The 21,220-nt window shown below is 48.0% G+C and carries 16 protein-coding genes; 13 read left to right on the forward strand and 3 right to left on the reverse strand.

All coding sequences use genetic code 11. The features are described from left to right. Positions 1-7: 7 nt before the first annotated feature. From speB to HH301_RS08220, 6 genes are all read left to right on the forward strand, one after another. Positions 8-913 carry an agmatinase gene (gene speB, locus HH301_RS08195; protein ID WP_169568344.1) on the forward strand — a complete coding sequence of 302 codons (906 nt, stop codon included), beginning with the start codon at positions 8-10 and terminating at the stop codon, positions 911-913. Positions 914-1,030: 117 nt separating this feature from the next. Then, a complete protein-coding gene (locus HH301_RS08200; protein ID WP_169568346.1) occupies positions 1,031-3,115 on the forward strand; it encodes a marine proteobacterial sortase target protein in 2,085 nt (694 codons plus the stop codon). Beyond that, positions 3,112-3,696, forward strand: a complete 585-nt coding sequence (locus tag HH301_RS17655; protein ID WP_169568348.1) for a sortase domain-containing protein — start codon at positions 3,112-3,114, stop codon at positions 3,694-3,696. The genes HH301_RS08200 and HH301_RS17655 overlap by 4 nt, the downstream gene beginning before the upstream one ends. A 154-nt stretch (positions 3,697-3,850) precedes the next feature. Then, complete coding sequence (locus HH301_RS08210) at positions 3,851-4,663, forward strand: undecaprenyl-diphosphate phosphatase (protein ID WP_169568350.1); 813 nt, start codon at positions 3,851-3,853, stop codon at positions 4,661-4,663. Positions 4,664-4,826: 163 nt separating this feature from the next. After that, positions 4,827-5,609: a DUF3108 domain-containing protein gene (locus HH301_RS08215; protein WP_169568352.1), complete on the forward strand. Its 783-nt coding sequence runs from the start codon at positions 4,827-4,829 to the stop codon at positions 5,607-5,609. A gap of 35 nt (positions 5,610-5,644) precedes the next feature. Further along, positions 5,645-6,097, forward strand: a complete 453-nt coding sequence (locus HH301_RS08220; RefSeq protein WP_169568354.1) for a D-Ala-D-Ala carboxypeptidase family metallohydrolase — start codon at positions 5,645-5,647, stop codon at positions 6,095-6,097. Here HH301_RS08220 and HH301_RS08225 read toward each other — a convergent pair. Continuing rightward, entirely contained in the window at positions 6,078-6,548 is a 471-nt protein-coding gene (locus HH301_RS08225) for an Lrp/AsnC family transcriptional regulator (protein WP_169568356.1), read from the reverse strand. The genes HH301_RS08220 and HH301_RS08225 overlap by 20 nt on opposite strands. Positions 6,549-6,688: 140 nt before the next feature. Here HH301_RS08225 and HH301_RS08230 point away from each other — a divergent pair, with 140 nt between their 5' ends. Together HH301_RS08230 and HH301_RS08235 are read left to right on the forward strand one after the other, a co-directional pair. Next, the gene (locus HH301_RS08230; RefSeq protein ID WP_169568358.1) at positions 6,689-10,156 is read left to right on the forward strand and encodes an indolepyruvate ferredoxin oxidoreductase family protein; all 3,468 of its coding nucleotides are present in this window, start codon (positions 6,689-6,691) and stop codon (positions 10,154-10,156) included. A gap of 90 nt (positions 10,157-10,246) precedes the next feature. After that, complete coding sequence (locus tag HH301_RS08235; protein ID WP_169568360.1) at positions 10,247-11,641, forward strand: adenylate/guanylate cyclase domain-containing protein; 1,395 nt, start codon at positions 10,247-10,249, stop codon at positions 11,639-11,641. Here the strand turns inward: HH301_RS08235 and HH301_RS08240 are convergent. After that, positions 11,638-12,282 (reverse strand): MBL fold metallo-hydrolase, encoded by a 645-nt coding sequence (locus HH301_RS08240; protein WP_169568361.1) that lies wholly within the window; start codon positions 12,280-12,282, stop codon positions 11,638-11,640. The genes HH301_RS08235 and HH301_RS08240 overlap by 4 nt on opposite strands. 88 nt (positions 12,283-12,370) lie before the next feature. After that, positions 12,371-13,261, reverse strand: coding sequence for a LysR substrate-binding domain-containing protein (locus HH301_RS08245; protein ID WP_169568380.1), 891 nt, complete (start codon positions 13,259-13,261; stop codon positions 12,371-12,373). Positions 13,262-13,391: 130 nt separating this feature from the next. Between HH301_RS08245 and HH301_RS08250 the strand changes: the two genes are divergently transcribed. From HH301_RS08250 to ccoN, 5 genes are all read left to right on the forward strand, one after another. Continuing rightward, positions 13,392-15,182 carry an acyl-CoA dehydrogenase family protein gene (locus HH301_RS08250; protein ID WP_169568382.1) on the forward strand — a complete coding sequence of 597 codons (1,791 nt, stop codon included), beginning with the start codon at positions 13,392-13,394 and terminating at the stop codon, positions 15,180-15,182. Positions 15,183-15,204: 22 nt separating this feature from the next. Next, complete coding sequence (locus HH301_RS08255) at positions 15,205-16,992, forward strand: acyl-CoA dehydrogenase family protein (RefSeq protein WP_169568384.1); 1,788 nt, start codon at positions 15,205-15,207, stop codon at positions 16,990-16,992. Between the two features lie 229 nt (positions 16,993-17,221). Next, positions 17,222-18,010 (forward strand): Crp/Fnr family transcriptional regulator, encoded by a 789-nt coding sequence (locus HH301_RS08260; protein ID WP_169568386.1) that lies wholly within the window; start codon positions 17,222-17,224, stop codon positions 18,008-18,010. 25 nt (positions 18,011-18,035) lie between these two features. Further along, complete coding sequence (gene hemN, locus HH301_RS08265) at positions 18,036-19,385, forward strand: oxygen-independent coproporphyrinogen III oxidase (protein ID WP_169568388.1); 1,350 nt, start codon at positions 18,036-18,038, stop codon at positions 19,383-19,385. Positions 19,386-19,594: 209 nt separating this feature from the next. After that, on the forward strand, positions 19,595-21,217 hold the full coding sequence (gene ccoN / locus HH301_RS08270) for a cytochrome-c oxidase, cbb3-type subunit I (protein WP_240969441.1): 1,623 nt from the start codon (positions 19,595-19,597) through the stop codon (positions 21,215-21,217). The last annotated feature ends 3 nt before the right edge of the window (positions 21,218-21,220 follow it).

Genomic DNA, 21,220 nt, shown 5'->3' on the forward strand with positions numbered 1-21,220 from the left:
ATTGGGAATGACTGAAAATCTCAAGATAATCCCCTCTGAGGAGGGGTTTCTGGGACTTGAGGGCGAAGATGGCTTTACGCTGGAAACTGCGAAAGCCGTCATCATCCCGTTTGGCCTGGAAGCGAGTGTGAGTTATGGCGGAGGGACTGCAAAAGGTCCTGCTGCCATGCTGGAAGCCAGCCATCAGGTTGAGCTGTTTGATGAGGAGTTCTGGAAGGAAGCCTATCTGGATTATGGGGTGGTAACTTTATCCAATGATCCCGTAGATGGCGGCAATATTCCAGCGGCCCTCGACAAACTGGCAAGCCTAACTGGAGAAGTCTTGGAGCTCGGTAAGTTTCCGCTGGTTTTTGGAGGAGAGCATTCGATTACGCCGGGAGCCATTCGACCTTATCTGGAGAAATATCCTGATTTGATCGTGTTGCATTTTGATGCTCATGCGGATCTTCGGGATGGTTATGAGGGAGAACACTTTTCCCACGCAGCTGCCATTCGCCGAGTATTGGATCATGAGACCCTACCGATTGTGTCGATCGGCATTCGGAATATTTCAGCTGAGGAAATTCCTTTCCTGGATGCAAACCGGCATCGGATCACAATTCACTGGGGAAAAGACCGCAAAAAGTGGAATGTGGAAGAAATAATTGCACCTTTGAAAGGGCGTCCAATTTATCTCACCTTTGATCTGGACGGGTTCGATAGCTCTGTTATGCCGGCAACCGGCACGCCGGAACCAGGAGGTGTTTTCTGGGATGACGCTATTGAGATTATCCGAGGAGCTTCAAAGGTTGGGACAATCGTAGGGGCTGATATCAACGAACTTGCTCCTATGGAGAACTTCCATGCACCAGATTTCCTTGCGGCGAAACTGGCCTACAAAATTCTCAGCTATTCATTGATTAAGGCTGATTAATATTGAGATTGAGGCAAATCGCTGCCTCAATCTTACCCAAGGAATGCCTACTTCTCGGTAAAAAAGAGCCGCAATCTCTATGCAATCTGCTCTCCTCAACATTTGGGGACGCGGATTATGGCATCAAATCAACACTCAATATCAGTCCGGAAAAGACACCGGATTTTCAGTAGAACAAATTATCCAATTCTTTTGGGCTGGAAGCGGTTAAACCGTCTGTTGATCTGCCTAAATCTTGTCGGCTTGTTTGCTTTGTGGGTAACAGCGGCGCATGCGGCAGAAAGTCCGGCAGAGCTATTGATCCGTCCAATGTATTTGGAGCAAGGGTCGGAAATTCCAGATCCTGTGCCTGCGATGTCGATCGAAACAGAGGTTCATTCTGTTGTGACAGGACACATTATCCGGACAACGGTCATTCAGAAATTCCAAAACCCGAGCAATAGCTGGGTTGAGGGAGTTTATTACTTCCCCTTGCCCGACAAGGCGGCAGTCGACCGTATGAAACTAAAAATCGGGGATCGGACCATTGTCTCCGAGATCCAGGAAAAGCAGCAGGCCAAGAAAACATATCAGGATGCAGCCAAACAAGGGAAAGTGGCAGCGCTTCTGGAGCAATATCGGCCGAATACCTTTTCAACCAAGGTTGCCAATATCGAGCCGGGAAGTGAGATCAGCGTAGAGATTGCCTTTCAAACACTGGCGAGCCAAAAGAGTAATATCTTTTCTTATGTGATGCCGCAGATCATCACCCCGCGATACAATCCGGATCTCTTGGTTCTAGCTGGCTTCGAGCTGACACCAGAGGGTGAAATTCCACAAAATGTTAATGGTGGTTATCGTCCTCAGGTTTCCTATTCCATTCATTTTCAGCAAGGTTCAGAGATCAAGGATATCTGGAGTGATAGCCATCTGATCAATAAAGCAGAAGGTGAAAACGGAGAGATTATCGTGTCCCTGAAAGGAGGGGAGATGCCTGCAGGGAAGGATTTCACCCTGAACTGGCAGTTTGTGCAAGCGGATGTGGCGAAAACGCTTCTGTTTAAAGAGCAAAAGGATGGAGAGACTTATGTGCTGGGTTTGGTCTTGCCACCTGAAAGCACAGATGAATTACCCAGGCCACCGCGTGAGGTTATCTTTATTCTTGATGTATCTGGTTCCATGCAAGGTGAGGGTATTGAGCAGGGAAAGCAGGCCTTGACGAAGGCACTCGGCCAATTGCGGGAGAAAGATTACTTTCAAGTCATCATTTTTAACAATCAATCCGCAACATTTTTTCCGATCTCTCAGCCAGCTACAGAGAAAAATATTAAACTTGCAGCCTATGGAATTGCTCGGCTGAAGGCGGATGGGGGAACGGAGATGTACCCTGCGTTGGAAGCTGCCCTAGATCAGCCTATGATTTCAGATCTTAACCGGCAGGTTGTTTTCCTAACTGACGGCGCAGTCACAAATGAAGAGCAGATGTTCAATCTGGTGGACAGGAAATTGAACGGGGCCCGTCTTTTCACGGTTGGTTTGGGGTACGCACCTAACAGCTGGTTTATGCGAAAAGCCGCAGAATTTGGTCGCGGTGTTCATATCCAGATCGATAATATCCAAAATACCAGTGAAAAACTGAGCGAGCTATTTCATGACATGTCAGCTCCGAGTTTTCGGGATGTTCAGTTGGATGCAGGTCATGGATCAGAAACCTATCCCCGTTTGATCCCAGATTTGTTTGGTCAGCGACCGGTTGTTTTTCTGTCCCGTCAACGTCAGGGTTCAGACACAATCAGTTTGAAGGGGCTGTCTGCAGACGGAAAATTCTCCGAGTTGGAAGTTAATCAGTCAGGTTCCCTTGATCAGGCCGGAATATCGAAGTTATGGGCTCATAAAAAGGTCGAAGCCCTTATAGATGCAGGTGCGCGTGGTATGGACCATGAGATGGTACGTCAAGGTATCTTGGATGTCGCGCTACATCATCAAATTATGAGCCCCTACACTAGTTTTGTCGCGGTTGATAAGACGCCAGCACGTATCCGGGAGGAGTTCAAGAAGCGAGCTCAAATGCAGCCGCCGGCCGCTAATCTTGCCAAATCTATGAGAGTGAGTGCGCTTGCAACTGCAACTCCCCTTAAGGCGAACATTCTTTTCGCAATGATTGCCTTTGCTTTGGCCGGTGTGCTGCTCGTGTTCGCGATGAGAGGAGGTGTGCGAAAGTGATCCGTTTTTTTCTAATTCTTGGGATTACCGTTTTCGCGGCTTTGGGTATTTGGCAAGTCGGTAAAGCTGGCTTGCTTGCAGCAAAGGCTTGGGCCGCACCTATAATGATTGAACATGCTTTTTTGCAATCAGAAACTCTAGGCAAGCCTGTAAAACCCTGGTCTTGGTCAGATGCCTATCCAGTGGCAAAAATTGACGTACCGAAATTAGGTGTTCATCGATATGTTTTGTCAGATGCCAACATGCGCAATCTTGCGTTTGGGCCTAGTCTTCAAAAGGTTGGTGACCATCGTGTGATTTTTGCGCACCGGGATACCCATTTTCATTTTTTGAGGGAAATGGCTCTTGAGGACCGAGTGTCCTTTAAGTTTGCTGGCTTGCCTGAGGAAAAATGGACAATTGCAAAGTTTGATATTGTCTCAGCAGGTGATCTCTCTATCCCAGAGGATGTTGGTGAAGAGTTGATCCTATTGGTGACTTGCTATCCATTCGAGGGCTTGTTTGAAGATGCAGATCAACGCTTTGTTGCTTGGCTTATCCGAGAAGAAAATGGCGCCGTCAACGAGGTAACTACATCCTAATATCCGAAATGGTTGTGCATTCCAGAGAATTGAACGCTTTCTTAAGCCTTTGACACTACCAATAAGTTTTGACACAAATTGTCACGGTTTTGACATGGTTGCCACTTACTGAGGTTCGACCATGCGGAGCTTCAGCTTGGGGGAATGGGTTAGCGTGTCATATTTTCATATTTTGGTTTTGGCGCTTGTTCAGGGAATTACCGAATTTCTTCCCATCTCCTCTAGTGGTCACCTTTTGCTCGTCCCTTTGCTGACGACCTGGCAGGACCAAGGGCTCAGTCTGGACATTGCAACCCATGTTGGAACCCTGTTCGCGGTACTTCTGTATTTCCGCCAAGATTTCATCAACATGATTTTAGCCCTCATGGGGCGTGGTTCTGCAAGCGAGATTATCGAAGGGCGACAACTTGCCTTTCATGTCATTGTTGGCTCCATTCCTGCTTTGGTTGCTGGCGGTTTATTGTTCTTTATCCTGAAGCTGGATTTGCGATCCCTTCTTTTAATCGCCATGACAACTCTATTTTTCGGAGTGGCACTTGGAATTGCTGATTATTACCTGAAAGGCAGCAGAAAAATCAGGGACATGAACAGCTGGGATGCCTTGTTTATCGGAATTTTTCAGATTTTTTCACTGTTCCCGGGAACTAGTCGCTCCGGTGTAACCATGACAGCGGCCTTGATACGGGGGCTTGACCGTCAGGCTTCCACACGATTTTCAATGCTTCTCTCCGTTCCCATCATTATGGCGGCGGGCACCGCTGCTAGCCTGAAAGGAATATTGGAGGAAGACGTTCAATTTGGTCATGACGCATTGATAACAGCCGGGGTGTCCTTTGCTGTCGCTTATGTGGTGATCCGGAGTTTGATGGCTTGGATAGACAAGATCGGCTTCATGCCCTTTGTTATTTACCGGTTATGCCTGGGGGGCTTTCTCTTGGGCCTTTACCTTACTGGATGGTCAGGTTAATCAGAGCCTCAAAATCTTCACTCGGACATATTGTTGCCACTTCCTTGTAATAGGCTAATCTAATATCCATATAACCTTCAGCAGGTTGCAGTGGGGAATCTATTTGTCTATTCAACTTTCACATTTCACCAGATTTAAAAGATCGCTAGCGGCGGGAGCCTTTGTGCTCGTCAATGCATGGAGCGGTGTAGTCGCTGCCAATACACTGGAGCTTACGCACACGGTTTATTTGGGCGGATTGTATATGGGGTCTTTCAACACAGAAGTTGAGCAGGACAAGAACCGTTATCTTATACAGACTGACGCTGCGACCAATAAGTCAATGAGCTGGATGTTCAGCTGGATAGCAAAGGGGGCTAGCCAAGGAACGTTTGAGGAGTTGAAATTCAAGCCTGAAATGCACACGCATTACAGTAAGTGGCGGGATAAAGAACGCGGCGCAGACTTGACCTACACCAACTCAGGTGATGTTAAGGTTGACCTGGTTGGAAAACCATATTCAGATATGAACAAATATACACCGGTCAAGTCTGGCAGTATTTCTGGCAGTATGGATCCATTGACCATGGTGTTGGCCGCGCTTAACAGGTTTGAAAAAAATGGAAGCTGTTCAGGAAGTTATCCCGTCTATGACGGGCGCCGCAGATATGATGTCCTTCTAAGGGACGCGGGTGTTCGGAGCTTTAAAAAATCAAACTATTCAGTCTTTCGGGGAGAAGCCCGGGGATGTGCCTTTGAAGTAGTTGAAAAAGGCGGCTTTCGTAAGGAAAAAAGCTACGAGTTAGAAGATCCTTCGGATTTAGTCGTTTGGGTTGCTTCTCCTACAAATGATACAAGACCTGTTCCTGTCCGTATGCAGGTTAAAACGCAACTGGGTATGCTGGAATTACACCTGGATCAATATCGGATGGGCGACACGCGACTAGCTAGTCAAAATTCGAAATAAGTTTCGTCAATAAAAAATGTTAGATGGGGGAGGATATGCGTTTAACTTCGCATTTCACGGTTGCGGAGCTATGCCGTAGCCAAACCGCAAACCGCAATGGTTTGAATAATTGGCCAACTACAAATGTTGTTGAAAGGCTGGGATTGGTAGCCGTCCATATCTTGGAGCCAATTCGAGCGGCGTTTAACACGCCTTTCAGTCCTTCCAGTGGATACAGATCTGCCACTTTAAATCGGTTGTTGGGTTCATCAGAAGGATCTCAACATGTACGAGGAGAAGCTGTCGATCTGGAACTTCCAGGGGTTTCTAATCTGAGGCTGGCCCACTGGATCCGAGAACATCTTGTGTTTGATCAACTGATCCTTGAATGTTATCGCCCGGATGTCCCGTCAAGCGGTTGGGTTCATTGTTCTTTTTCTGGCGATAGGGCCAGGGGGCAGGTGCTTACTTATTCTGGCGGACAGTATTTTAACGGCCTACTATCTTGAAAGGCAGATGCCCTCCCTGCTTAACGTCCTTTAGCACGATATTGGATTTAACATGAGCTATTCCCGGTAAGGGAAAGAGAAACTCATCCAAGAACTTATTGAAGGCGTTGATATCCTCAACAACAACCCTCAGGTGGTAATCTGCATCGCCAGTGGTTGCATAACAATCCATGATTTCCGGCCGATTGCGAATGGCATTCACAAAAGTTGAAACTGTATCCGCTTTTTGTCGGGACAGACTGACATGAACAATGGCTGAAAATGCAAACCCAGCAATGTTCCGATCTATCGAGGCGTGATAGCCAGTTATAAGGCCAATATCTTCAAGACTTTTAATCCGTCGCCAGCAGGAAGATGCAGAGATATTCAGCTCTGCTGCCAGCTGCGCATTGGTGAGGCGGCAGTCCTTTTGAATAAGTTCTAAAAGTTGCTTGTCTGTATTGTCCAGCATTTCAAAATTCTATTCAAGTTCGGTAGATTTTTTCATATTATATAAATAATTTGGAAATTCTATCATATTTGTAGGGAATGCGGATTAGAATGAAATAAGTTTTCAGCCTTGGCGTGATAAAATCCTATTCGGTCTATGGGATGAGAGCAGGAGCGCAAAACGTGCTGAAAAAGAGCCGATCACAACAAGCAGTCAACACAAGCTATCAATTGCTGGATCGATATGATCAGGAAACCGGGCGGGTTTTTCTGACCGGCACTCAGGCCTTGGCTCGCATTCCCTTGATGCAAAAAAGACGTGACGAAGCAGCTGGTTTAAAAACGGCAGGCTTTATTAGCGGGTATCGAGGCTCACCTCTTGGGATGCTGGATAAAGAGCTTTGGTCCATCTCGGATCGATTGAAAGCTAGTCAGATTGAGTTTATTCCAGCCGTAAATGAAGAGCTCGCTGCAACAGCTGTTCTCGGCTCCCAGCAAGTTGAGACAGATCCCAAACGCCAAGTGCAGGGTGTGTTCGGCATGTGGTATGGCAAGGGGCCGGGGGTTGACCGGGCTGGTGATGCCCTTAAACACGGAAATGCTTATGGCTCCTCTCCGCATGGAGGTGTTTTGGTCGTGGCCGGTGATGATCATGGCAGTGTCTCATCATCCATGCCCCATCAGTCTGATGCTGCTTTTCTCACATTCTTTATGCCAATCCTGAACCCTGCCAGTGTGGCTGAATATCTCAGCTTTGGGGAGTATGGATACGCGTTGTCCCGTTATAGCGGCATGTGGGTTGGTTTTAAGGCGGCGACCGAGACTGTTGAAAGTGCCATGAGCGTTGAGCTACCAACACCGCGCAGTTTCATTACGCCGGCATTCGAAATTCCTGCCACTGGTTTGCATTATCGTTGGCCTGATTTGCCGGGCCCCCAAATAGAAGAACGGCTGGAAGCAAAAAAACATGCTGTCTATGCCTTCTGTGAAGCTAATCCCATTGATCGTCATATTTATGATGTGCCTGATGCGACTTACGGAATAGTGACAACAGGCAAAGCCCATCTCGACCTAATGGAAGCCCTTCGTTTGCTGGGGATTGACGAGGCGGAGGCGCGCTGGATCGGTATTGATATCTATAAAATAGGATTGGTCTGGCCGCTTGCGAAGAAGTCCTCTCTAGAGTTTGTGAAGGGAAAGCGTGAGGTTCTCGTCGTTGAAGAAAAGCGGGGAATTATCGAAAGCCAATTTAAAGAATATTTCTATGATTATCCGGGTGCAAAGCCAGCGCGGATGGTTGGAAAGAATGACGAAAATGGTGAACGCCTGATCCCCTGGATTGGAGAGTTATCCCCGTTGCAACTAGCTGAGATTGTGGCTAAGCGTTTGGATGCTGTCTTTCCAGATCTTCGACTGACGGATCGGGCTCATAAAATTATGGCCGAACAAGCTGTATGCTTGAATACCCCAGGGGCAACTCGAACACCGTATTTTTGCTCTGGCTGTCCTCATAATCGTTCCACCAAGGTACCTGAAGGGTCACAGGCTCTTGCCGGGATTGGTTGTCACTTCATGGCGAGTTGGATGGATAGAAATACCAATTACCTGATCCAGATGGGTGGTGAAGGGGTCAATTGGGTGGCCAATTCCAGGTTTAATGGTGGGGAGCATGTTTTCCAAAATCTGGGTGATGGGACTTACTATCATTCGGGAATTCTGGCTATTCGCCAAGCCATCGCGGCTAAAACAAATATTACCTACAAGATCCTATTTAATGATGTGACGGCCATGACTGGCGGGCAACCAGCCGATGGTCCGGTAAGTGTAGAATCTATCGCTCACTCCCTTCGGGCAGAAGGGATCGAGAGAATTGCGCTTCTCTCCCACGATATTGGGCGATTTGATAAATCGGATTTTCCTGCCAATGTGACTTTTGATGACAGGTCCGCGCTGGATCGTGTCCAGCGAGAGCTTCGGCAAATACCTGGGGTAACAGCTCTTATCTATGATCAGCCATGTGCAACAGAGCGGCGTCGGCGGATCAAGCGGGGGTTGATCCAGGATAAGCCTAAGTTTGCCTACATCAACAAGGCTGTCTGTGAAGGATGTGGTGATTGCTCCGTTGCCTCCAATTGTTTGTCAGTAGAGCCGGTGGAGACTGAGTTTGGCCGCAAAAGGCAAATTAACCAAAATGCCTGTAATAAGGATTTCTCTTGTCTCGATGGGTTTTGTCCAAGCTTTGTGACCATCGAGGGAGGTCAAAGGCGAAAACCATCACCAACAGAAAATGAAGCGCGTTTAAAAGCCGCCTTGGACACTATCGAAGAGCCGGAATTTAGTAGTCTGGAAGTGCCCCATGATGTGATCGTAACTGGCGTTGGCGGCACAGGTGTTGTGACTGTCGGGCAACTGATCACAATGGCGGCTCACCTAGAGGGTAAAGGTGGTTCTGTCCTTGATTTCATGGGATTTGCGCAGAAATTTGGACCCGTCATTAGTTATGTCCGTCTTGCGGCTCATCCGGATCAGTTAAATCAGGTTCGGATCGATAAGGCATCTGCTGATGCACTGATCGGATGTGATCTGGTTGTTAGCTCATCTCCAAAAGCATCAGCCACATATCGGCAGGGTAAAACAAAGGCGGCGATTAACATGGCTGCAATGCCAACTGGGGATTTTACCTTGAACCCGGATGCTGACCTGAAAATGGATCAAAGGTACCAGTCCTTGACCGATGTTTTTGGGGAGGATCGCTTAAGGGGAATTGACGCTAATCGAGCCTCTGAGAAGCTGTTGGGTGATAGTGTCTTTGCTAATATTCTTCTTTTAGGTTTTGCCTGGCAACAGGGACTTGTTCCGTTAAGCCGGGAGGCGTTGTTTAGAGCGATCGAGCTAAATGGCGTGGCTATCGAAGCCAATAAACAGGCGTTTGATTGGGGGCGCGTTTTATTTGTTCAGCCTGCAATTATCGAGGAAGAGCATAATCAGCAAACGGAACTCAAGGGTAAGGCGCTTCAAGCACGGCATGAGGAATTCTTGACTGAATACCAAAGCAAGGCCTGGGCCTTTCAATATCAGAAATTCATGGAAAAGCAGGAAGCCAAATTTGGAAGTCTTGAGGATGGTTCGCACCTGCTGGATAAAATAGGAAAGTCCTTGTTCAAGTTGATGAGCTACAAGGACGAATATGAGGTTGCCCGCCTTCAAAGCGATCCAGAATTCATGAATGAGATTAGTCGTCAGTTTGAGGGAGAATTTAAAATTCATCACCATCTGGCTCCTCCCTTTGTACCAAGTGCAAAGGATGAAAGAGGACGGCCCCAAAAAGGGACATATGGACCATGGATGCGAAAGGTGTTTCCTGTTCTTGCAAAAATGAAGGTGCTGAGGGGGACGCCATTTGACCTGTTTGGTTATCATGCAGAACGGAAAATGGAGCGGCAGCTGATCGACTGGTATCGGGAGGAAGTGGACCAGCTGCGTCCGGAGGATGTTGTCAATAAACCAGATTTAGTGAACGAGCTCGTCTCTTTGCCGTTACAGATCAGAGGGTATGGTCCGGTGAAAGAGGCTGCGGTTGAAAAAGTCAAAAACAGATTAAAGGAATTAAAAGAAGATCTAACTGTTTGATCGGGCTTTTTATTTTTCTTTGGAAAATGAGTGAGTGAGGCCTTATATAAAACTCATCTGAACTCTCAATCATACGACAGAGGGGGTGCTATGGCTGACGTCTCAGTGAGACCGGCTGCGATGACCGAGAGAGAAAAACTGGGTCGTTATATCGTCGATGAGAATGATATCGAAAACCAGTATCTGAAGGATGCGTTGATTACGAATAAACGGGAGGGGCTGCAACTAGCCGTCCGGGCCAGGTTTATTTCCCTAATAGCCATCGCCATTCTGACAACCTTTCTGGTCGGGGATTGGAGTGTTCTTTATTATCACGCCCTGATCGCACTCTTCATGCTGAACGGCTATTTGCAGTTGAAAGTTGGCCGGGTCGCCAGATCGCGTAAAGAGTTGTTGTTATTGTTTGCTGATTTGACCCTAATGGCAATAACGGTTGGGGTGCCCAATCCCTTCATGAATGAAACCTGGTCGGTTGCCCTTCAGTATAAGTGGGGAAATTTCCCCTACTTTTATGTGATTTTGGCAGGCGCCACCTTGATTTATTCTTGGCGCACTATGTTTGCGCTTGCCTGGTATACAGTGTTTATTTGGGGCGGGTTATTCTGGTGGGCAACTTATCAGCCAAATGTCCTCCCCGAAATCAGTGCGCAGATCAATGTCCTTCTGGCTGACTATCCGGATATTCTGGAGCAGGTATCACTTGAAAATCTGAGCTGGCATAGTCGCGTTCAGGAAGTTGTTATTTTCGTCATCGTTTGCGGAATTTTGTCTTTGAATATGTGGCGTTCAAACCGACTGTTGGAGCGTCAAGCCGATGCTGCCAGGGAGCGCGCTAATCTTGCAAGATACTTTGCGCCTAGCATGGTTGATCATTTGGCGGAAACAAATGATCCTCTGGGCAAAGTGCGGGAGCAACCTGTAGTTGTCATGTTCGTGGATATCGTCGGTTTCACCAAAATGGCTGAGCATGAACGACCAGAGCGGGTTGTTGCGTTTCTTCGGGAGTTTCACAAGCGCATGGAAAAGGTTGTGTTTGAGCATCATGGTACGCTTGATAAGTTTCTGGGTGATGGTTTGATGATCACGTTCGGAACACCAAATACGACACCTCAAGATGCCGAAAACGCCTTGAAATGTGCTGTTGAAATGCAGGCAAGTATGGAGGAGTGGAACCAGAAGCGGATTGCAGCAGGTCATGCTCCGGTCAAGCTCTCCATCGGGATGCATTATGGCGATGTCGTTTTGGGAGATATTGGATCTGAACGTCGCCTTGAATATGCAGTGCTCGGGGATGTTGTGAATGTAGCCAGCCGGTTGGAGGCGATCACCAGACCGATGGGTGCCGCAATTGTGGCGAGCGACGCAGTTATCCGTGGGGCCGGTAAAGAATTGGCGTCCGATTTGAATTACAGATCTGCAGGCCCTCAGGAAATTCGAGGGCGTGAAGAAGCTGTGGAGGTTTGGTCTGTTAAAAGAACAGATTAGCCAAAGTTCAAATCGGAGACGAACGGATTGGTTTGTCGCTCCTGACCGAATGTCGACATATTGCCGTGGCCTGGGATAAAGGCAATATCATCGCCATAGGGCCAAAGCTTGTTTCGAATGGAATTGATCAGATCTTCGTGATTACCCATCGGAAAATCAGTCCGTCCAATTGACCCTTGAAACAGGACATCACCGACGATTGCCACACGATCTGATTTGCTAATGAAAACCACATGTCCGGGTGTGTGACCAGGACAATGCACCACATCCAGTTCGACATTTCCTACGGTCACTTTGTCACCATCATGCAGCCACCGATCTGGCGTAAATGCATATGAGGGAGGCCAGCCATAACGTGCGCACTGGCTTGGTAGCTGGTCAATCCAGAATTTATCCGCTTCATGAGGTCCCTCGATAGGCACATTCAAGCGTTGCCGTAATTCTTCTGTGCCTCCTGCATGATCAAGGTGACCATGAGTGATTAGAATTTTTTCAATTTCAACGCCTTGATCTTCTGCCGCTTTCAGAATGTGATCCAGGTCTCCTCCGGGATCAATAATGGCGGCCTTGTTTGTTTCTTCGCACCAGATCAATGAGCAGTTTTGCGCAAATGGTGTCACTGGGATAATGAGGGCTTTCATGAATAACCTTCGGTGGTTCGCTCGGACCAATATCTGATCGTTATTAACTCTTGTTGTGACGATTTATATCAGGGGAAAACGGGCTTGACTAGGGAGCCTTGCCCATTCCCTCTGTGATAAGCCAATTTCGGAGCTCTACAAGCCTTGGGTTCGACATGCTGTTGAGTGGTGTTACGACCTGAAACGGAAATCGGGACAGGCGCGGTATGTCGAACAATTTTACAAGTCGGCCCCTTGCAACATCCTCTTCAATCAAGGCGTCAATTCCGATAGCGACCCCAACTCCCTCTATGGCCGCATGCAGAGCCATATCCGCACTTTCGAAATTCAGCCCCTTATTTCCATCGATACTTTCAATGCCAGCAATTTTTAGCCAGCGGGGCCAATCGGTCGGGCGCGGACTTTCATGCAGGAGGTTAACGTTAGCCAAATCCTCAGGTTTTTGAATTCGCTTCGCGAGTTCTGGGCTGCAAACGGGATAGGTTGCAACATCCAGAAGTTTGTCTATTTGAAAGCCTTTTCGTTCTGTTCCTTCTTTGACAACCTGTAGCGATATATCAAAGCTTTCATCTTCAAAATCTGTGGGGTTAAGGGAAGTGGTCAGTTGGATGTCCATGTCAGGAAAGGCTTCATGGAGCGCCGCCCATCTAGGAATTAGCCACCGAATAGCAAAGGTGGGATAGGCGCAGATCGAAATCTTGTTTCGTCTGGGTTCGCTTTTTAGCCTTTGGGAGGCTGCTGAAATTTTTTGAAGTGACGGTGCAATTTCTGAGAGATACTGGCGACCGACAGCCGTCAAGGTCACTTTGCGATGGGATCTGTGAAACAGAGATTTGCCCAGAAATTCTTCCAGGGATTGAATTTGTCGGCTGATCGCGCCAGGGGTAACGTTTAATTCCTCTGCTGCCTGATTGAAGCTCAAGTAACGAGCAGAGGCTTCAAATGCTCTAAGTCCTGAAATTGAAGGAATTGTAAGCATGCATGTCGTGCTTTCGATTGAGTTTTTCTCAATTATAAACTGAAGATTTATCGTTTGTCGAGAGGTAGTCGTTCAGGCACACTTTCAAAAAATAAAAACAAATTCCCCTGATGTGGAGTGAGGAAACGCGATGACTTTTTATCAGAGCAGTGCAGAGTTTAGTCCCCAGAGCCTTTCCGATTGGCTTGCGCCCGATTGTCATGGATTGAATTTCTTTGACGTTGATAAATCATTACAGGGCTTGCTTGATGTCTATATGCCGAAAGATGTGAGGGATCACATGGTGCCCCATTATCAACGGTTGGGCCAAATATCTGGCACCGATTTGGATGATTGGTCACGGCAATCCGACAAGCATCAGCCAATCCTCCACACAAGGGACGCCCGTGGGAGGGATGAGGACTGGATCGAATTTCACCAGTCCTATCGGAATATGGAGCAGGTTGCCTTTGGACAGTTTGGTCTTCATGCCATGACGAACCGACCGGGGGTGCTCGGATGGGACGCTAAGGTTCCTCCCATCGCTAAATATGTTTTTCAGTATTTGTTTGGCCAGTCGGAGTTTGGGCAGCTCTGTCCAATTTCTGCAACTGAAACAACAGCCATGCTAATCGATCGATATGCAGATGAAGAAACGCGTGCTTTGTTGTTTGACCGGATGGTGACACAAGACATGGACGACCTCCTGAAGGGGGGGCAGTTCATGACCGAAAAAACTGGTGGCTCCGATGTTTCCAACATTGCATTGACCGCGCGGCAAGATGAAAACGGCACCTGGAAGTTATACGGTGAGAAATGGTTCTGTTCCTGTGCAGATGCAGATGTCGTACTTCTGCTGGCCCGCCCTGAGGGAGCGCCTGCCGGAAATGCTGGGCTTGGGCTTTTTGCACTTCCCCGCAATCTGCAGGATGGGAGCCGGAATAAATATCGGATTGTCCGTCTTAAGGAAAAAATGGGATCCCGTTCGATGGCGTCTGGGGAGATCATTTTCGATGGCGCAACAGTTTATCCGCTGGGTGAGGTGGGTGCACAGGCGAACCGTGGTCTGAAAATGATGATGGATCAGGTGAATATGTCGCGCCTTTCACATGGTGTTCGGGCTGCGGCCATGATGCGTCGATGCCTTAACGAAGCTTTGATGGTCTCTGGCTATCGACGCGCATTCGGTAGCAAGCTGATTGATAAGCCCCTGTTGCGGCGACAATTGCTGAAACTGATGGTGCCGACGGAACAGGCACTGTCTATGTATATGTACACAGCCGTGATGATGGAAAAAGGGGATGCGGGGGATACCGATGCCGCGAAAGTTACCCGGATCCTGACGCCTCTTTTGAAATACCGGACTGCCCGTGACAATGTGAAGGTTGCTACTGGCGCCATGGAAGTTCGTGGCGGCAACGGATATATCGAAGATTGGGTGAATGCCAAACTTGTCCGGGATGCTCACTTGGGTGTGCTGTGGGAGGGGACGTCCAATATCAACTCTCTTGACGTGATAAACCGAGCAGTTGCCAAAACGGGTGCCCACAAAGCACTTGGGGAAGCGGTGACAGAGATGCTTGAAGGCGAAGCCAATATGCCAGGCCAGTTTGCTGGTCAACTAAAGGGTCTGGTTGATCGGGCAATTTCATTTGCCGATCAAGTTGCCAAAGAAGGTAAGGAAACCGTGGCCCGCAAGGCATCGAGTGCACTCTATCACACTGTAACAGCCAGTTTGATGGCAACTGAGGGGGCAAAAATCGGCGCTGCGGGCGGTGACGCCAGCCGTTTGCTCCTGTCCCGGATGATTGTGGATCGTCGCTTGGGCTCAGAAGATCCGTTCTCAATGGAAAACGGCGAGTTTGATCGTCTGGCAGGAGATGCGCTTTTGTTTGAAGGCCATGTCACTCTCGACCAGGCGAAAGAAATTCTGTCGAAATAAAAATCACTCAATAGGATAGATCATGTTTTTTGCGAAAAGCTTGAAAGATCGTGCGGACCGTGAACTGGAAGACTGGGTTGCTCCCGATTGTCATGGACTGAACTTTTTTGACATTGATAGTAGTCTCAAGAGCTTGATGGAGATCTATTTGCCGCAGGATCTGCGGGAACATATGACCCCAGTTTACCAGAATCTAGGCGAGGTGGTGGGTAACCGTCTTGACGATCTGGCGAGAACAGCCGAGCGTCACCCACCGGTTCTTCATCCGCGCAATGCACGCGGCAAAGATGAGGAGTGGATTGAGTTCCATCCTGCCTATCAGGAAATGGAAAAGATTGCATATGGAGATTTTGGTATCCATTGCATGTCTCACAAATCGGGTGTTCATGGGTGGCCTGAGAAAATTCCGCCCATGGCAAAATACATTTTCACCTATTTATTTGTGCAGTCTGAATTCGGATTAATGTGCCCGATATCTGTCACAGATACATCCTACGGCTTGCTTGAAAAACATGGTCCGAAGGAAGCTATGGATAAGTTTGGGTGGCAGATGCTGAGCCAAAATATGGATGAAATCCATATGGGTGCACAGTTTATGACTGAAAAAGTTGGCGGTTCTGAGGTGGCCAACCTGGAAGTGACAGCTCGTTTTGAGGATGGCCAGTGGCGCCTTTATGGTGATAAGTGGTTCTGCTCATGTGCGGGTGCGGAGGTGGCGCTTGTCCTTGCTCGCCCGGAAGGGGCGCCAAAAGGAAACTCCGGTTTGGCGATTTTTGCGGTTCCTCGCCATCTTGAAGATGGTAGCCGGAATAAATACCGGTTTGTCCGCCTGAAGGACAAGATGGGAACCAAGTCTATGGCGTCAGGCGAGGCCAAGTTCGAGGGGGCCGTCGGGTACGCCTTTGGGGATGTCGGCGCGAAAAAGAACCCTGGTCTTCGGCAAATGATGGATCAGGTGGTCATGTCACGCCTGTCTCATGGCGTTCGCGCTGCAGGAATGATGCGTCGTTGCTTGAACGAGGCCTTGGTTGCCGCTCAGAACCGGGAGGTTTTTGGTGAGCCGATCTTGGAAAAACCATTGTTGAGACGCCAGCTCTTGAAAATGATGGTTCCAACAGAACAGGCCCTTTCCATGTTCTTGAACGTCGCTGTTCAACTCCATAAGAGCGACCAAGGAGACAAGGATGCGGAGCGGCTCAATCGAATTCTCACACCGTTACTGAAATTCCGGACCTGCCGCGACAATGTGGATGTCGCAGGCGGGGCGCTGGAAATTCGTGGGGGAAATGGGTTTATCGAGGATTGGGTCAACCCACGCCTTGTGCGTGATGCTTACACAGGCCTTTTGTGGGAGGGAACATCCAACATTAACGCGCTGGATATCACAACGCGTGCGGTTGGGAAGGTTGGTGCCCATAATGATCTCGCAGATGATTTGAAGAAGCGCCTGACAGAAACAGAGGCTCTGCCGGGTCAATTTGCTGGAGAGATGGTGGCTTTAGTCGATCGAGCTCGCGGTTTTGCCGACGAAGTGGCACGAACAGAGAATGAAACTCTGGCGCGTCAGGCTTCAAATGCTCTTTATCATGCAACGACTGCTACTCTTTTTGCTGAAGAGGGAACCATCTTGGGTCGGCAGGGTAAGGATGCGAGGCGTCTGTTGTTATCTCGTTTTGTAAGGGACCATCACCTGAAGCCGTCAGATCCGCTGGTGGTAGGCGAGACCGAATTTGAGATTGAAGCCGGAAATCGGTTGCTGAGCGATGATCTTGTGACATTGGAAGAAGCAACAGATTTGCTCCAGATTTGATTGCGAGACGTTTGATATCAAATTAAAAAATTGTGGGGGTGGATGTGGCATTTTGTCGCTTCACCCCGCATAATTTTATTTAAGATATTGTTTTTGAATGACTAATTGTTTCGGCGTATGTATTTAAAAATTCTGATTTAATTCCCTGCGACATCCTACCACATGGTTCCCTTTTGAGTTTTTTCGCACTATCTTGGTTGTGGAGAAGCGAGAAAGAGGGGATGGAGTGATGGCCATTGGTATAACTTCCGAAGAAACTTTAGATAGTCAGCTCGGCGGGTGTCGTTTCAATCAAGATGCGAATAAGTCCAAGGTAAGCTATTGTGCAAGTTGCTCTGCACACAAGTATGCTCTGTGCTCAAAGCTTGACGGAGAAGCGCTTGCTGCTTTTGGAGCGAATAGCACCCATCGGAAAATCGATGCCGGCCAGACCCTTTACAGCGAGTATGATGAGGCAACCTCTTTTTATACTGTCGTATCTGGTGAAGTGCGGTTATCACGCATGTTAGATGACGGGCGTCGTCAGATCACCGGGTTCAAATCGCAAGGGGATTTTTTGGGGCTGAGCACCAAAGGTCTCTACACTGCGGACGCAGAGGCTATTGATGATGTTGTCGTTTGCCAGTTTTCACTCGCAGGATTAAATAAATCTCTGGAAAATTTTTCAGCTGTTCAAGTGCGCCTGATGGAGATGATGCAGGCAGAGGTTATTGATCTGCAGGATCAAATGCTTCTTTTGGGCCGGAAAACACCGATTGAAAAAATTGCTAATTTTCTTTTGGACCGAGCGGAGCGACATATCGAACGAAATGGGCTAGCTGAAGATGTCAATGAAGTTGAATTTCACTTGCCAATGAGCAGGGTGGATATCGCTGATTTTCTGGGTCTGACGATTGAGACGGTTAGTCGTACCTTCACCAAACTAAAGAAAAGCGGTTTGATTGAGCTGAAGACGTCTCAGGATGTGAAAATCTGTGATCTGGATGAACTTCGGGTCCAGGCAAATAGTGACGAGTAACCTAATCTAGAGTTAGAGGTGTAAGATGGTTACAGCCCTCGCTGAAAAATACAGCGCGCCCGTTCCCCGGTATACGAGCTATCCGACAGCCCCGCACTTTCAACCTGTCACTGATAGCGGGTTTTATGCGAAATGGCTTTCGGAACTGGATCCAACCAAGCCGTTGTCACTGTATTTTCACGTGCCTTTTTGTCGTGAGATGTGTTGGTACTGTGGATGCCATACAAAGGTCACTAAAAAATATGAGCCGATCGCAGACTATGCGGAGGCGATGCGGGCAGAGCTCAATAAGTTGATGGACGTCTTGCCTGGGCGCTTTGCTTTATCTCATGTTCATTGGGGTGGCGGTACACCCAGTATTTTGTCGGCAGATGATTTTAAGTCCATCATGGGTATGTTGGAAGAAGGGTTTGAGTATACGCCGGATGCTGAGCGGGCGATCGAGATTGATCCTCGAACAGCTGACGCGGCTAAAGTAAAAGCCCTTGCAGAAGCCGGAATCAATCGGGCGAGCCTTGGTATCCAGGATTTTAATCCCGGTGTGCAGGCAGCGATAAACCGAATTCAATCCTTTGAGCTGACGAAAGAGGTTGTCGATAATTTGCGACATGAAGGTATCACTCAGCTCAATTTTGACTTGATGTATGGCCTTCCTCTGCAAACCACAGATGATGTCAGAAGGACTATAGAGCTGTCCCATGAACTGAAGCCAAGCAGGGTAGCGCTTTTTGGGTATGCCCACGTTCCTTGGATGAAGACCCATATGAAGATGATCCGCGAGGAAGCTCTTCCTCAAGTTAAGGCCAGGGTTGAGCAAGCAACCGTAGCGGCGGATTGTCTTCAAGAGTTGGGTTACGTCATGATTGGACTGGATCATTTTGCTCACCCAGATGATCCTATGGCGGTCGCCCTTGCGGACAATAATTTGAAACGGAATTTCCAAGGGTATACGACAGATGATGCTGAGGCGCTGATCGGTATCGGGGCTTCAGCCATCGGTCGCCTGCCTCAGGGTTATACCCAAAATATTGTGAGTATTCCGGAATATAAGAGAACGGTCTTTTCTGGTGCGTTTCCTTTAGCTAAGGCGCTGGAAGTGACGGCCGAGGATATCCTCCGCCGCGAAGTGATCGAAACCCTGATGTGTAATTTGGAAATTGATCTTGCTGGAGTGTTAACGAAGCACAGTATTTCGCCAGATTTTTTTGATGATGAGCTAAGTAAACTTGAAAATTTCAAGGTGGACGGCTTGGTAAATATTAAAGGTAAGGCAATAGAAGTCACCGAAGAAGGTAGATTTTTAGTTCGAACCATATGTGCTGTTTTTGATACATATATGGGGCGGGGTGTTGGAAAACATTCTCGTGCGATTTGAGAATTTCCTGAATATTAACCTATGCTTAATTCAGTTCAGAAGTTTAGTATCAATAAAGTTATAAGTCTGAGTGAATTGACTGAGGTCAATGCAGTAATCGAACGATGAGAACATCTTGCAGCCTGAGGGGTTAGGTCTGGCTCAATGAGAATTGATTTCTGACGTTTCTCATCATCAAGCAATGAAACAAAATTAAACGGATGACTGGTATGAATCTGTTATGGATAGGCTTTTCAATCATCGGAGCGGTCCTTGGCCTCTTGATGTCTGCCAAGGCACAAGACCAAGGAATGATGATTCACGGCATGACATTCGCAGTTGCCTCTGTTTTGGCAGCATATGCCCTGATTTCCAGAGCATATGGTACAAAAGCAAAACCAGCGGTAGCCGCGGGTGAAATTGAATACAATACTGAGATCGTCAAATATGGCGTTGTCGCATCAACATTTTGGGGTGTTGTCGGCTTTCTCGTTGGTGTTGTAATTGCCTTGCAACTGGCTTTCCCGGTTCTCAACCTGGATTTGCCATGGACTTCTTTTGGACGCTTGCGTCCGTTACATACGTCTGCAGTGATTTTTGCTTTTGGGGGCAACATCCTGCTGGCAACTTCCTTCCATGTGGTCCAGAGAACCTGTCGGGCTCGGCTAGCAGGGACTTATTCCCCTTGGTTTGTTTTCTGGGGTTACCAGCTCTTTATCGTGCTGGCAGCAACAGGTTACCTACTGGGTGTAACCCAAGGTAAGGAATATGCTGAACCTGAGTGGTATGTTGATCTTTGGCTGACGGTTGTTTGGGTCGTTTACCTACTGGTGTTCTTGGTAACGCTTTGGAAGCGGCAGGAAAAACATATTTATGTGGCCAACTGGTTCTATTTGGCCTTCATCATTACGATTGCGATGTTGCATGTTGTGAACGCTTTGGCGTTGCCTGTTAGCTTGACAGGAACGAAGAGTTACTCACTTTTCGCTGGTGTTCAAAGTGCGTTGACACAGTGGTGGTATGGTCATAACGCGGTTGGTTTCTTCCTGACAGCTGGCTTCCTCGGAATTATGTATTACTTCATTCCGAAACGGGTCAATCGTCCTGTCTATTCCTACAGACTGTCCATTATCCATTTCTGGGCTTTGATTTTCTTATATATTTGGGCAGGCCCTCATCACCTTCATTACACAGCTTTGCCTGACTGGTCTCAGACTTTGGGTATGACATTCTCAATCATGTTGTGGATGCCATCCTGGGGCGGAATGATCAACGGCCTGATGACACTCTCTGGTGCTTGGGATAAGTTGAGAACTGATCCGGTTGTTCGCTTCCTGGTCACTTCAGTAGCTTTCTATGGCATGAGTACATTTGAAGGTCCGCTGATGTCTGTGAAGGCTGTGAACGCGCTTAGCCATTACACTGACTGGACGATTGGTCATGTGCATTCAGGTGCGCTTGGCTGGGTTGCTTATGTCAGCTTTGGCGCCCTTTACTTCCTTGCTCCAGTTGTCTGGAAACGGAAGTCTCTCTATTCAGACAAACTGGTCTCAGTTCACTACTGGGTCTCAACAATTGGTATCCTGCTTTACATCACTGCGATGTGGGTATCCGGTATCATGCAAGGTCTGATGTGGCGTGCTTATGATGCCTTTGGCTTCCTGGAGTATTCATTCAGTGAAACTGTTGAAGCTATGCATCCTTTCTACGTAATTCGGGCCCTAGGTGGTGTCCTCTTCCTGATCGGATCCGGCATCATGGCCTACAACCTCTGGAGAACAGCCCGTGGTGATGTTCGTAAAACCGAAGAGGATACAGTTATCCTCAACGCTGAAGTCGCTGTTGGGAGGTAAGGA

The sequence above is a fragment of the Sneathiella limimaris genome, assembly GCF_012932565.1.
GTDB lineage: Bacteria > Pseudomonadota > Alphaproteobacteria > Sneathiellales > Sneathiellaceae > Sneathiella > Sneathiella limimaris.